This window comes from Synechococcus sp. MIT S9504 (assembly GCF_047497135.1).
In the GTDB taxonomy this organism is placed as follows: Bacteria; Cyanobacteriota; Cyanobacteriia; order PCC-6307; family Cyanobiaceae; genus Synechococcus_C.
This window is the reverse complement of record NZ_CP138942.1, coordinates 1,958,972-1,971,286: the sequence shown is the minus strand read 5'-3', so window position 1 is coordinate 1,971,286 and position 12,315 is coordinate 1,958,972. Positions and strand designations below refer to the sequence as shown.

The following is a 12,315-nucleotide window of genomic DNA, read 5'->3' as shown; positions in this document are numbered from 1 at the left end:
ACGCCACGTTGACGAAATCAGCAGCCCGCCATGGGTCCTGATGACGACTTGAAACCGAATCACAACGGCTTGCCCCAGTTGATCCAATCCACTGCGCCACAACCACCCTGAATCAGTTGCTTGGCCCGGTCATGGGCACGTTTCAGATCATCAGGGTCAGTCGTTGACCACCACTCAAGAAACCTGCCGCAACGCCTGCCATCACGGATAGCATCAAGGTCTTCTGCTGGTGGCTCGGCATGACGCTTCTTACGGCGTTTAGATGCCATTGCCGATGGCCAAGCAGCAAGTAACCTCTGAAAACAATTTAACCAATTATGCCTGCTGTGTCAACCCAACACCCTTGCAATCTGCCCTGCCAGGCACTGCTAAAATCATATTGTTAGAGTCATTGGATGATATTGTTGTTGACGGCAGTAGGGTGTTAAATAATGCCTACTCGGCCAGGAGCAATTGCTATTACTGGCCCTTAGTCAATCAAGGCAAAACGCATTCTCGATTCCGCAAATACGCGTGCCCGCTAAAACGGCTTTGCGAGGGTTCGCCGATATATTGGCAAGCGTCTTTTTAAGAGGCCTACACCAGCAACCAGTGGGAATGCGACTTCTATGCAATTACTCGACTGCCCTTATTCGCGCTGCAATGAATTACAAAAACAATTAATTACCGCTGACGAGCTATGGCGAGGCTAGCCAAACAAGGTATCAATCACGGTGTCAATTACACCATCGCCGTCAAGATCAGCATAGAGAGTATCCGCAATGCCATCATTATTTATATCAGCAGCCTCCAAGATCCCATCACCGTTTGCATCAGCATCGATGTATCCACTTAGTCCGTCGTTATCAACGTCAGTGCCAAGATTGTCAGCTTCAGTTTCGTTGGCAATCGTCCTGAAGTGTCCATCGACAATAGAACCATCACCCTTTACATAGCTATCAATCCAGGTCAAGTGTGGTTTTTCTGGAAGCATTGCGTCATTTATCCAGTTTTCCATTAGCCATCAATCATAGGAATACCGAATGCCGCTAGAGCCAAAATTCCAACTCTAGACCCATGCTTGCTGACCTTTCTCCATTTAGAGGCTCTACGCATTTCATAGTCATACCATCCATACTCCCTCCATCTAGCAGCAGCCTTTTTCATCTCATTACATGAGATGAATTTACCAGATTTATCGGGAAACCCATTCTCAGCCATCTGAGCAATTTCAGCGTTAAGTGTTTGGTCACATTTTTCCTGCCATCCCCATGACTCGTAATAATTACCAATCACATTCCAAATTTCTGTATAGGGATGAACTGGCGGACTATTTTCTGAAAACAGACTTTCGAATCTTCCCCAAGTACTTTCAGTTTTTACCCGTGGGAATCCACCAACAGATGCGTCGCATGTCAAGGCAACCGCAAGCCTGATAGCAACGGGTCGTGCACCCAGAACAGTCAAAATAAATCCTCAATTAAGTTGTTTGTTTTCCCTCAAATGAGTAAATAGAAACTACATTTCAGATAACTGGATTCGCCATTAGCTGATGCTCCAGTGTCATATACATAGACACTGAATTAGCCTGCTAAAGCTAATTAATCCATGAAAGCTTGAGGGATTGACATGGTCACGTCGTCTTGCCCTCGACGTGTAGTGAGTTTACCATATTTGGTTGCCCCCGAGGGCAAGTCAGGGGCATGTTCGGATCCGGAACAATTCCACCATCGCTGAAACGAACTATTCCCACATCACCCGTTCTGGTAGTTCTTGGCCTGATTTCAGGGGTGTTTATCCCCCATTCGGTTATCAGAGGCTGAGCCCCCAGTACCAAGCCACCATTCGGTCAGCTTCTGCTTCGCTGAGCAGTGACACCAGGAAGTACCGCGTTAGCTCGTCTAAGACATCGAGTCCCAGTTCCTGCAGTCCCAGACTCAGCAGATGCTTGAAGCCATCAAGGTTATTTTCTCTAAGCGCCAGCAGCAGTTCACTCAGCAAGGTAACTGTGGTCAACGTGTAAACAGGCATCGCTTCGGTTCAACTGTTGCAAGGGTTCCCCTCCTTGTTCGTTGTGGGCTCAGCGTCTGACAAGAAGGCTTTCACCGAACCGCCTGCCATCACGCATGGCATCAAGTGCTGCTACTGGTGTCTTGGCTTCACGCTTTTTACAGCGTTTGGGTTCCATTCCTGAAAAGTCCAGCGACCTAGGGTCCAGCGTATTTACGGATAGTGCAGTGACGCAGTTCTTTGCCACTAAAGCATTCCAAAACTTTCACTAGCAACAGCCTCCAGCACCTTCAACGATTGGAGCTGTTCAAGCCGCTGCTGAGCCTGGGTCATCATTGCCCTTCCGTGTGGTGCACAGGCATCTATCAGTGCTGCATCCTCTGAAGCCTCGGCCTTCGTGCGTTCAATGCAGAGAGTGATCTGTTGCGCTGCTGGCTGGGTCTCGTCAACATCAGCTCCTGAGGGTCCCGTGACGGCAGATAGCAGCTTAAGTAGCGCCTTTCTGGTGTCTTGAGAGGTTGGCTGCATTCGTGGTGGCATGTGGTTAGGCAAGTTTGGTGAAACAACTACGGCCTGCCCCCTATCTCTTGGGGTGAGCGAGGTGAACACACCGCGAGAGGTTCTTGTGAATTCTTGCTCAACCGCACTCAATGTGTTGTGGGATGTGTTGTGGGAAGAGTGTCTATCTTCTGAGCTATTGGCCTATAGCCACCTCGCGGGAGCAAGATAGATCTCAGATGAACGGACACCCTCTCCGTTTTAACTAGTCCTGAAATGAGATTTTTTAACCCGTTTAATCGGGTGTCTGTTTGAGATTGGTCTGTTTGTTTTCAATCATTCAGTTGAAATTTTTTTCTTAGAATGACTCTGGCTGGCTCGGACATGGCCTCTTGCTTGATGTTTGATCGAAACCCTTCTGCTGGCCTGCATCAAACATATCCGGCTATGCCCTGATTGAGCGAGTGATCTGAACCCCATGGTTCGACTTGGCCCTGAGAGGTCAGCCGACAATCGATTCTCGAGAAGAGGTTGATGCTGCAGCCAGCGACATTGGATTTATGAGTGGAACAGCAGCACAAGTCCATCGCTGACCTGATGAAACTCCCGTTCCTCTCGGCTCAGGTCCAGGCCGACTTCCAGTCCTTCGGTTACGGCTTGGTCAAAGGGAGGGGTGCTGGGGGGAGCATCCCCCTGCCAAAGCGCGGCGATTCCCACGGCTGTGGCATGCCAATGGAAGTGAGTGGTTTCTCCGATGGAGGCTTGCTGGAGAGCCTCTTCGAGGAGGCCATTGAGAGCAGTGCTTGTGGATGCCATGCCACAAGCTTCGGGATAGGGGCGAGGGACGGCAATCCCCTGAGAGACTTCTTGATCAATCTGTCGCGTCGTGAGACACGCTTGGATGGCTCGGTAGGTTGTTGAGCTGGTTCTGTGCCGTTGCGGTTACTGGCCCTTTGCGGCTGACGAACGCTCATCCTTGAGGTTGATTGGTTTGAGACGAGAGGGACAATGCGTGGTTAGTGCTCCCCGTCGACCTGTCCTTTCCGCGTCTCCCTCCAAGCTTCGTCTTCGCGCTTCACGCCGACACCTCGAGTTGGTTGCTGCGCCGCCTTCGAGCCTGCCTGCGCTCACTTTGGTTCGCCGTCAGAGTCGAGTGGGGCGTTCGCTGAAGCGCAGTGGTGATGTTGTGTTCTCAGCCGCAGTGCTTGGGCTGGGTTCCCCACTGTTTCTGCTTTTGGCGGTTCTGGTGAAACTCAGTTCACCCGGTCCAGTGTTTTATGTGCAGAAACGGGTTGGGCGCGGTTATCGACAGTTTGGATGCATCAAATTCCGCACGATGCGGCCTGATGCTGATTCAGTTCTGGCCCAGGTGTTGGAGCGTTCACCTGAGATGCGCGCTGAATTTGAACGCGATTTCAAGTTGCGCAACGATCCAAGAATCACGCCCATCGGCAGGTTTCTGCGCCGCTCGAGCCTTGACGAGCTTCCTCAGTTTCTCAATGTTCTGCGTGGCGAGATGAGCTTGGTCGGTCCACGACCGATCGTGCGCAAAGAGATCAGTCGTTACGGCGACTACATGGATGAAGTTCTGGCGGTCCGACCAGGTCTCACCGGCCTCTGGCAGGTGAGTGGCAGAAACAACCTCAGCTATCCCAAGCGCGTCAGGCTCGATCTGGCCTATGCCCGCGGTCGTTCGTTCCTGCTTGATCTGGCCATCATTCTGCGCACCTTCGGTGTGTTGTTGCTGCCGATGGATCGCGGTGCCTACTGAACACCTGCCTGCAGCTTCGAGCTGATTAAGGCCGTCATCAGGATCCACAGCAGCTCCAGTCGTTGCGTCAGTTGAAGGATTCTGTTGATCGCTTTTGGGTCTGCGTTGGGGTAACCAGCGCCAAGCTGTGGCTTGTCCAGCCAGCGATCGCCGTAACGGTTTCTACCGCCGAGTTGCACGCCGGCACAGTGTGCATAGATCGCTTCTGAGCGCCCGGCGTTGGGGGATGCATCGTGTCTGCCCTCGGATTCAGCAAATCTGACCAGTGCTGGCCACTTCAGCCAGGACCTGCTCACCAGCGGCAAGGTCAGCATCACCAAGCGGCAGGGAAGCCAGGTCAGCAGGTCATCCAACCGTGCCCCGGCTGTGCCCAGCCAGCGGAGGTTTCCTCTGCGATACCCCAGCATGGAATCCAGGGTGCTGGCTGCCTTGAACCCCCAGGCCAGGGCCAGGGGACCTGGAGCGGCGGTCAGCCCCGAGTTCCAAAGACCGGCGCCCACCAACATCCAGAACAAAGGTGCAAACAGCCCATCCACCGCATTCTCACTGGCGGTTTCTGCCGTGGCGCGAAGGATCTCGTCCCTGCTGAGTGAGGTCGTATCGCGACCCACGATCCAGCTGAGTTTTTCGCGTGCTGCCGAAAGATCCTCTCCCTCTGTTGAGGGAAGGGCTGAAATCACATTCAGCACACTTTGTTCAAGACTTTTGGCTGCCAGCGCACTGGCAAGGCCAGCGACCAGCGCCAGCACCGCGATGGCCTGGGGCACGCCTTGCGTGTACAGGGCAACCCGTTCGATCAGCCAGCCGATGTCGGCGCTGCCAAGGGTGAGAGTGAGTGTGATGGCGACTCCTCCGATGCGCAGCCGCAGGGGCTGATCGCCGCTCCAGGCCTCCACTCTGCGCCGAAGCGTGCTGATGAAACGCCCCATCCACACCACAGGATGGGGAGACCAGAGAGGATCGCCGATCAGCCGGTCGAGACCGGCTGCGGCGATCACCAGCAGAAAGGGCTGAATGATGCCCTGTTCAGGAGGCCTTCAGCCAGCTGAACATCGAGCGCAGCCCCTTGCCCACTTCCTCGATCTTGTGGTCACCGTCGCGTTTGCGGATCTTGTTCATCTCAGGCTTGCCGGCTTCGCACTCGGCCACGAAGTTCTTGGCGAAGGTTCCGTCCTGGATGTCCGCCAGGATGCGCTTCATCTCCGCTTTGGTGTCGTCGGTGATCAGGCGGGGACCACTCACGTAATCGCCATATTCGGCGGTGTTGGAGATCGAGTCGCGCATGGCCGACAGACCACCTTTCACCATCAGATCCACAATCAACTTCACTTCGTGCAGGCACTCGAAGTAAGCCAGCTCTGGCTGATAACCAGCCTCGACCAGGGTCTCGAAGCCTGCTTTCACCAGCTCGGACAGGCCTCCACAGAGCACAGCCTGTTCGCCGAAAAGGTCGGTTTCGGTCTCCTCCTTGAAGTTGGTCTCCAGGATCCCGGCACGGGTTCCGCCGATCCCCTTGGCATAGGCCATGGCCAAGCCACGGGCGTTCCCGGAAGCGTCTTTTTCAATGGCGAACAGGGCTGGAACACCCTGGCCGTTCTGGTACTCCCAACGCACGGTGTGACCGGGGCCCTTGGGGGCGATCATCACCACATCCACATCGGCGGGCGGTTGGATCAGACCGAAACGGATGTTGAAACCGTGGGCAAAGCTGAGAACCTTGCCAGCGCTCAGATGCTGGGCGATTTCCTTGTCATAGACCTCTTTCTGGAACTCATCGGGCAGCAGCACCATGATCCAGTCCGCCTTGGCGGCAGCATCAGAAACGTTCAGCACCTCAAGACCGTCGGCCTTGGCTTTGTCAGCGGAGCGACTTCCTTCGTAAAGCCCCACCACCACGTTCACACCGCTGTCCTTGAGGTTCAGGGCGTGGGCATGGCCCTGGGAGCCGTAGCCGATGATCGCGACTGTCTTGCCGCTGAGCAGCGAGAGATCGGCATCGGAGTCGTAAAAAAGCTGAGCCATCCGGACGATGAACGTGGAGCTTGGTAACGACCGAGCTTACGCAAGTGCCGGACCGATCAGGCCTCGTTCGGATGAGCGATCACTCGGTCAATCAGCCCATAGTCCTTGGCCTCCTCGCTGCTTAGGAAGTAATCGCGATCGGTGTCCTTCTCAATTTTCTCGAAGCTCTGACCGCTCATCTCAGCCATGGAGCGATTGAGCATCTCCTTCATGCGCAGGATCTCGCGCGCTTCAATTTCGATGTCGCTGGCCTGTCTCTGGGCAGTGCCGCCCAGTGGCTGGTGAATCATGATCCGGCTGTGGGGGAGCGCCAATCGCTTGCCCTTGGTGCCCGCTGCCAGAAGGAAAGCGCCCATCGATGCCGCAAGACCCACGCAGATGGTGACCACGTCGCTCTTGACGTATTGCATGGTGTCGTAAATCGCCAGCCCTGCCGTGACCGATCCGCCCGGGGAGTTGATGTACAGGTAGATGGGCTTGCTGCTGTCCTCGGAGTCGAGGTAAAGCATCTGGGCAACCAAGCTGTTGGCGACTGCGTCATTGACCTCGGAGCCAAGGAAGAGGATTCGCTCCACTCCAAGTCGGGTGTAGATGTCCACCCAGCGCTCCATCTGGCTGCCGGGCAGGCGGTAGGGGACGCTAGGGGTACCGATCGGCATGAGTCCTGGTGGGTTGTAGAAAAAACGTTGAAAGGAGGGGGCTTGGGCTGGATTAACCAGCCGGAACTGGAGCGGGTAGTTCCTTGCGACTGGCGAGTACTCGGTCAATCAGCCCATAGTCCTTGGCCTGGTACGGGGTCAGATAACTCATGCGATCGGAGTCCTTGGAGAGTTCCTCCACGCTGCGGCCCGTGTTCGTCGAAAGGATTTCGAGCATGGCCCGCTTGTTGTGCAGCACTTCCTTGGCACGGATCTGGATGTCTGTGGCCTGACCCTGTGCTCCGCTGCGGGGCTGATGCAGCACGATCGAGGCGTGGGGGAGGGCTGCGCGGTGACCCTTGGTTCCGGCAGACAAAATCACAGCTGCCGTACCCATCGCCTGGCCGATGCAGATGGTGTGGACGGGGGGCTTCACGTAGCGGAGGGTGTCGCAGATGGCGAAAGCTTCCGTTTCAAATCCAATGGCATCGCCTGTGTACCAGCTGGTGCCAGTTGAGTTGATGTAGAAGTAAATCGGCTTGTCGGGATTATCGAATTCCAGGAAAAGCAGTTGGGCGATAATCAGTTCAGTGACGTCTAGACCCACCTGACGTTTGGTGTCGTCATCGGAAAAGAGCGGTAGCCCCAGATAGACAATGCGCTCCTTGAGCAGCAGCGAAGGCAGATCAGGAGGGGGCGTCCGCATGACCGACGAATCGCCGTAATAAGGAGCTGATGTGGTCATCCGCGTCGGGCCGCCGTGGTGCGTGGACCTTAGCGGGACTCAGGGGTTGGACGCTCGTTGCGACGGTTTTTGCGGTGCGGTTTTGCGCCTGGGCTGTTCTTTCCGGTGGCGGTTGTTTCGCCTTCCTTGTCGAGCCGACCGAACACCATTCGACCGCTTGGGTTTTGTAAGGCTCCGGTGATTACCACGGCCCGCCGTTCACCGATGGCGGCCCGGGCGTTCTCAATCACCACCATCGTGCCGTCATCCAGGTAAGCCACCCCCTGGTGTTCTTCCTTGCCTTCGCGCACGACCTTCAGGTTGAGTTCATCCCCGGGCTGCACTTCAGGGCGCAGGGCGATCACCAGTTCGCTCAGGTTCATCACCTTGAGCTCCTTCAACCGGGCCACCTGAGCCAGGTTGAAGTCCGCTGTCACCAGGGTGCCGCCGGTGTCTTCCGTGAGCTGCAACAGACGATCATCCGTGCCGGCCCCGTCGTAGCGGGTCGTGTTGATCACCAGACGTTTGTCGTAGGTCTCACGCAAGGCATTGAGAAGCTTCAGGCCGCGTCGTCCCTTGCCGCGTTTCTCGAGGTTGTTGGAATCAGCGAGTTGCTGCATCTCGTTGATCACCGTCTGGGCCACGATCACCTTCCCCTCCAGCAGCCCGCAGCCGATCATTCCCTGGATGCGCCCGTCGATGATCACGCTGGTGTCGAGGATCTTGGCTGTGGCGGGTGTGAGCACTCCATCCGCCACCAGCAGAGCTTCTGTGGAGGTTGGGTTGAACAGCCTCAGCAGCGTCCGTCCATGCACCTCGGCCAGGTTGTAACCAAGCACTCCGAAGAACACATTGCTCAGAATCGCTGCCAGGGGCTTCACCAGAGAGCTGGCGCCGGCCAGAGGCAGCAACAGAATCGGAGCCAGCAACAGGTTGGCCACCAGCAGACCGAGGATCAGTCCAACCGCCCGGCTGACCAGAAGATCGGTGGGCATGGTGCGCACCTGATTCATCAGTCGCTGCCGCAACTGCCTGAAGACAAGTCCTGCCACAAGGCCGATCACTGCCCCCCCGGCGCTCAGCCCCAGACGCACCTGCTGGGCGTTGGTGTCATCCAACAGTTCCTGTGGGAGCAGATGCACGCCCATCCAGCCGGTCGCCGTTCCGGAGATCAGGAACAGGATGATGATGAGCGCTTCGACCATGAGGTTGGGTTCTCACTGCCCAGTCCATTGCAGGCAGCATGCACCATTCTCACTCTCCTGGCTCGGGCTGATGACCGCACCCGCGCCCCGTAGCGCTTACGTCCACATTCCTTTCTGCCATCGGCGCTGCTTCTACTGCGATTTCGCGGTGGTGCCCCTGGGAGACAAGGCGGATGCCAATGGCGGGCCAGGGAGTCGCTCGATCGAGGCCTATCTAGGGCAGCTGCTCCATGAAATCGAGCTTTCTCCAGCGGGGCCGCCCCTGGCCACCGTGTATGTCGGAGGAGGTACCCCCTCGCTGCTGACCCCTGAACAGATCGGGCGAGTGCTCAACGCACTGCGAACGCGTTTCGGTTTGCAGAGCGGATCTGAAATTACTCTGGAAATGGATCCTGCCAGCTTTGAGCAGATGGATCTCGAAGCGTTGCTGCGCTCCGGAGTTAACAGGGTCAGTCTCGGCGGTCAGAGTTTCGACGACCAGGTTCTGGAATCCCTCGGTCGTCGTCATCGCCGTTCGGATCTGCTGGAAGCCTGCGAATGGCTTCATGGAGCCGTTGAGAACGGCGCTCTGCGCAGCTGGAGCCTTGACCTGATCCGCAACCTGCCCGATCAGAGTGATGACGCCTGGGGCGTGCAGCTGGAGCGTGCCGTTGAGATGGCTGCTCCCCATCTTTCCATTTATGACCTCAGCGTTGAACCCGGCACTGTGTTCTCGAAGCTGGAGCAACGTGGTGACCTGCAGTTGCCCGATGAGGACGGCGCTGCCGATCGGATCGCCGCGACCAGTGATCGGCTCGCCAGGGCTGGCTACTGCCGCTACGAAATCTCCAACTTCGCCAGGCCAGGTCATGCGTCGCGCCATAACCGGGTGTATTGGAGCGGAGCCGGCTGGTGGGCGTTCGGTCTGGGAGCAACCAGTGCTCCATGGGGTGAGCGCTTTGCCAGGCCGCGCACTCGCGAGGCTTATGGCGAATGGTTGGAGCATCAGCACAGCGATGGGCCGCATTCCTCGCTGCTGAGAGAGCTGGCCGCGCCGATGAGCCTGGAGGATCGTCTGCTGGTGGGCCTGAGGAGACGGGAAGGCGTTGACCTGCTGGAGCAGGCTCAGAGCTGTGGCTGGTCATTGGACGTTTGCAGCCGCTGGTTGCCTCAGCTGGAGGCGCGCTGGGCAGAATTTCTGCCAACTGATCTGATGCGGCGCTGCGGCTCCCGTTGGCAGCTCACCGATCCTGGGGGAATGGCCGTCAGCAATGCGGTTCTGGTGGAGCTGGTGGAGTGGTGGGAGGAGCTGACGGCTGCCGCTGATCATCCAGCCAGCTGCTCAAGGCCCTGACCGCCAGCCCCCTACCCTCCATCCGGGCCTGGCTGAAGGGGGGTTGTGATCGGGTGAGTCCAAGCAGATCTGCGGTCACGCTCACCTGCCCATCACAGTCATCCCCAGCACCGATGCCGATCACCGGGATGGCCAGACGCCGCCTCACCTGACCTGCGAGTTCGGCGGGAACGTGCTCGAGCACCATGGCAAAGCATCCCGCTGATTCCAGTTCCGAAGCTTGCTGCAGCAGGCGTTCCTGACTGCGGGGATCCCTGGCCTGACGTCGGTAGCCAAGGCTGTGGACCGCCTGAGGCAACAGTCCCAGGTGCCCCATGACAGGGATCCCAGTGCGAACCAGGCGTTCAATCACGGCCAACACCTCGGGTTCGGCGCCTTCAAGCTTCACCCCAGCCGCATCGGATTGTTTGATCAGGGCTCCAGCTGAAGCCACAGCGCGATCCAATCCGCACTGGTAGCTGAGGAAGGGAAGATCTGTGATCACCAATGGTTGTTGAGCCAGTGGTTGACTCAAGCCTCGGCAGACCGCCTGGGTGTGCAACAGCATCTGCTCCAGCGTGACGGGAAGAGTTGTGCTGTGGCCGAGGCTGACCATGGCCAGTGAATCCCCCACCAGCACCACATCAGCGCCGGCATCCTCCACGAGGGAGGCACTCAGGGCATCCCAGGCGGTGAGCATGGTGATCGGTTTGCCGGTCTGCTTGAACCGGATCAGGTCAGAAGCGCGCAACCGCGTTGTCGGATCAGCGGACTTCCATTGCTAACATTGCAAGCGACTCGGACCTATGCGGTTCAGACGCCCAAACTTGGTCAGAACCGGAAGGCAGCAGCCACACGGGATGCTCTGAACAGGCGTGGACTCCGGGTCACCACATTGATCAAGTTCGCTTGAACGCGTCGGAACCAGGCGATTGATCTGAAGTGCTGAGGGTTCAATCAGCTGTCCTTCCCGCCATCCTGGCGCTGTTGACGCTGTCTGAGGAATTCGGGGATGCGCGCACCGGCATCCTGAGATTCGGCAGAGCTGAAGGCCGATGTGGCTGTGCGCGGAACGCTTCTCTCGGTGCGATAGGGCTGGCCGTTCTCAAAGCCTGTGGCAATCACCGTTACGTGAATCTCTCCTTCGAGACGTTCATCCACCACGGCGCCAACAATGATGTTGGCCTCGGGATCCACCACGTCGTAAATCACTTCTGAGGCGCTGGTCATGTCCTCAAGGGTCATGTCGCGGCCGCCGCTGATATTGATCACACAACCCTTGGCACCATCGATCCGGGCAGCCTCAAGAAGAGGACTGTTTATCGCCGTCTGGGCGGCTTCGATCGCGCGGGAACGGCCGGATCCGACGCCGATGCCAAGCAGCGCGGTGCCTGCTTCAGTCATCACCGAGCGCACATCAGCGAAGTCAACATTCACCAGTCCTGGACAGGTGATGATGTCGGTGATGCCCTTCACGCCCATGCGCAGAACATCATCAGCACTGCGGAAGGCTTCCTGAAGAGGCGCACTGCCGATGGCATCGCGCAGACGGTCGTTGGGAATCACGATCAGCGTGTCCACATGCTCAGCCAGCCGGGCGATACCTTCATCGGCCTGGCGCATGCGACGACGTCCTTCAAAGCTGAAGGGCTTGGTCACGATGCCAACGGTGAGGGCGCCGCTTTCCTTGGCGACTTCAGCCACCACGGGTGCTGCACCGGTTCCAGTGCCCCCCCCCATGCCAGCCGCAATGAAGACCAGATCAGCACCCTGAAGTGCTTGCTGCAGGTCAGCGCGGGATTCTTCAGCTGCTTTCTGGCCGATGCTGGGATTACCGCCGGCCCCGAGGCCACGGGTCAGGGTCTGGCCAAGCTGAACGCGATGTTCTGATGATGATTGCAGCAACGCCTGCGCATCAGTGTTCAGAACTCTGTAAGCAACCCCTTCGAGGTCGCTTTGAATCATGCGGTTCACCGCATTGCTGCCACCGCCACCAACGCCGATGACTTCAATTCGCGCGGATTGAGAGGGAAGAATTCCTGCTGAATCAGGAGAAGGGGACATCTGACCGCTCACCATCTCCATCGTCGACGCCGAACCATTGAGGTGCGTGCATTATGTCCCTGCGAGCGACGATCGCCGAATTCAAATAACAC

Annotated in this window: 15 protein-coding genes and 1 other RNA gene; 3 read left to right on the top strand and 13 right to left on the bottom strand. The window is 57.4% G+C overall.

Annotated elements, in window-relative coordinates; translation table 11 throughout:
• Window positions 1-59: 59 nt before the first annotated feature.
• From SIB58_RS11085 to SIB58_RS11060, 6 genes are all read right to left on the bottom strand, one after another.
• A complete protein-coding gene (locus SIB58_RS11085) occupies window positions 60-269 on the bottom strand; it encodes a hypothetical protein (RefSeq protein ID WP_067326040.1) in 210 nt (69 codons plus the stop codon).
• Between the two features lie 419 nt (window positions 270-688).
• The gene (locus tag SIB58_RS11080) at window positions 689-997 is read right to left on the bottom strand and encodes a hypothetical protein (protein WP_067326037.1); all 309 of its coding nucleotides are present in this window, start codon (window positions 995-997) and stop codon (window positions 689-691) included.
• Complete coding sequence (locus tag SIB58_RS11075; RefSeq protein ID WP_156486607.1) at window positions 997-1,446, bottom strand: hypothetical protein; 450 nt, start codon at window positions 1,444-1,446, stop codon at window positions 997-999. Before SIB58_RS11075 ends, SIB58_RS11080 begins: the two co-directional genes overlap by 1 nt.
• A 345-nt stretch (window positions 1,447-1,791) precedes the next feature.
• Window positions 1,792-2,010 (bottom strand): hypothetical protein, encoded by a 219-nt coding sequence (locus SIB58_RS11070; protein ID WP_067326032.1) that lies wholly within the window; start codon window positions 2,008-2,010, stop codon window positions 1,792-1,794.
• A gap of 225 nt (window positions 2,011-2,235) precedes the next feature.
• A complete protein-coding gene (locus SIB58_RS11065) occupies window positions 2,236-2,517 on the bottom strand; it encodes a hypothetical protein (protein WP_074162589.1) in 282 nt (93 codons plus the stop codon).
• A 528-nt stretch (window positions 2,518-3,045) separates the two neighbouring features.
• The gene (locus tag SIB58_RS11060) at window positions 3,046-3,303 is read right to left on the bottom strand and encodes a hypothetical protein (protein WP_066906815.1); all 258 of its coding nucleotides are present in this window, start codon (window positions 3,301-3,303) and stop codon (window positions 3,046-3,048) included.
• A gap of 196 nt (window positions 3,304-3,499) precedes the next feature.
• On the opposite strand from SIB58_RS11060, the gene SIB58_RS11055 reads away from it, so the two are divergent.
• Complete coding sequence (locus tag SIB58_RS11055; protein WP_066906817.1) at window positions 3,500-4,258, top strand: sugar transferase; 759 nt, start codon at window positions 3,500-3,502, stop codon at window positions 4,256-4,258.
• Here the strand turns inward: SIB58_RS11055 and cbiB are convergent.
• The 5 genes from cbiB to SIB58_RS11030 are packed head-to-tail and all read right to left on the bottom strand — an operon-like array spanning window position 4,252 to window position 8,847.
• Complete coding sequence (gene cbiB, locus SIB58_RS11050) at window positions 4,252-5,256, bottom strand: adenosylcobinamide-phosphate synthase CbiB (RefSeq protein ID WP_067326026.1); 1,005 nt, start codon at window positions 5,254-5,256, stop codon at window positions 4,252-4,254. The two genes, SIB58_RS11055 and cbiB, sit on opposite strands and share 7 nt — an antisense overlap.
• 28 nt (window positions 5,257-5,284) lie before the next feature.
• Entirely contained in the window at window positions 5,285-6,280 is a 996-nt protein-coding gene (gene ilvC, locus SIB58_RS11045; RefSeq protein ID WP_067326023.1) for a ketol-acid reductoisomerase, read from the bottom strand.
• A 56-nt stretch (window positions 6,281-6,336) separates the two neighbouring features.
• Complete coding sequence (locus SIB58_RS11040) at window positions 6,337-6,939, bottom strand: ATP-dependent Clp protease proteolytic subunit (RefSeq protein WP_066906823.1); 603 nt, start codon at window positions 6,937-6,939, stop codon at window positions 6,337-6,339.
• Window positions 6,940-6,991: 52 nt separating this feature from the next.
• On the bottom strand, window positions 6,992-7,663 hold the full coding sequence (locus tag SIB58_RS11035) for an ATP-dependent Clp protease proteolytic subunit (RefSeq protein ID WP_067326020.1): 672 nt from the start codon (window positions 7,661-7,663) through the stop codon (window positions 6,992-6,994).
• Between the two features lie 29 nt (window positions 7,664-7,692).
• Window positions 7,693-8,847: a PIN/TRAM domain-containing protein gene (locus SIB58_RS11030; RefSeq protein WP_067326017.1), complete on the bottom strand. Its 1,155-nt coding sequence runs from the start codon at window positions 8,845-8,847 to the stop codon at window positions 7,693-7,695.
• A 70-nt stretch (window positions 8,848-8,917) separates the two neighbouring features.
• Here SIB58_RS11030 and hemW point away from each other — a divergent pair, with 70 nt between their 5' ends.
• Window positions 8,918-10,180 carry a radical SAM family heme chaperone HemW gene (gene hemW / locus SIB58_RS11025; protein WP_066907174.1) on the top strand — a complete coding sequence of 421 codons (1,263 nt, stop codon included), beginning with the start codon at window positions 8,918-8,920 and terminating at the stop codon, window positions 10,178-10,180.
• On the opposite strand, the gene panB is transcribed toward hemW, so the two are convergent.
• Entirely contained in the window at window positions 10,092-10,910 is an 819-nt protein-coding gene (gene panB, locus SIB58_RS11020; protein ID WP_067326014.1) for a 3-methyl-2-oxobutanoate hydroxymethyltransferase, read from the bottom strand. The genes hemW and panB overlap by 89 nt on opposite strands.
• A gap of 44 nt (window positions 10,911-10,954) precedes the next feature.
• On the opposite strand from panB, the gene ffs reads away from it, so the two are divergent.
• Window positions 10,955-11,051, top strand: an RNA gene (ffs, locus tag SIB58_RS11015) — signal recognition particle sRNA small type.
• A 65-nt stretch (window positions 11,052-11,116) separates the two neighbouring features.
• Here the strand turns inward: ffs and ftsZ are convergent.
• Entirely contained in the window at window positions 11,117-12,244 is a 1,128-nt protein-coding gene (ftsZ, locus tag SIB58_RS11010; RefSeq protein WP_067326011.1) for a cell division protein FtsZ, read from the bottom strand.
• Between the last annotated feature and the right edge of the window lie 71 nt (window positions 12,245-12,315).

Coding starts and splice junctions, on each gene's coding strand:
- SIB58_RS11080 (WP_067326037.1), bottom strand. CDS start 997: ATGGAAAACTGGATAAATGACGCAATGCTTCCAGAAAAACCACACTTG.
- hemW (WP_066907174.1), top strand. CDS start 8,918: ATGACCGCACCCGCGCCCCGTAGCGCTTACGTCCACATTCCTTTCTGC.
- SIB58_RS11085 (WP_067326040.1), bottom strand. CDS start 269: ATGGCATCTAAACGCCGTAAGAAGCGTCATGCCGAGCCACCAGCAGAA.
- SIB58_RS11065 (WP_074162589.1), bottom strand. CDS start 2,517: ATGCAGCCAACCTCTCAAGACACCAGAAAGGCGCTACTTAAGCTGCTA.
- SIB58_RS11030 (WP_067326017.1), bottom strand. CDS start 8,847: ATGGTCGAAGCGCTCATCATCATCCTGTTCCTGATCTCCGGAACGGCG.
- SIB58_RS11035 (WP_067326020.1), bottom strand. CDS start 7,663: ATGACCACATCAGCTCCTTATTACGGCGATTCGTCGGTCATGCGGACG.
- ftsZ (WP_067326011.1), bottom strand. CDS start 12,244: ATGGAGATGGTGAGCGGTCAGATGTCCCCTTCTCCTGATTCAGCAGGA.
- ilvC (WP_067326023.1), bottom strand. CDS start 6,280: ATGGCTCAGCTTTTTTACGACTCCGATGCCGATCTCTCGCTGCTCAGC.
- SIB58_RS11060 (WP_066906815.1), bottom strand. CDS start 3,303: ATGGCATCCACAAGCACTGCTCTCAATGGCCTCCTCGAAGAGGCTCTC.
- SIB58_RS11070 (WP_067326032.1), bottom strand. CDS start 2,010: ATGCCTGTTTACACGTTGACCACAGTTACCTTGCTGAGTGAACTGCTG.
- SIB58_RS11040 (WP_066906823.1), bottom strand. CDS start 6,939: ATGCCGATCGGTACCCCTAGCGTCCCCTACCGCCTGCCCGGCAGCCAG.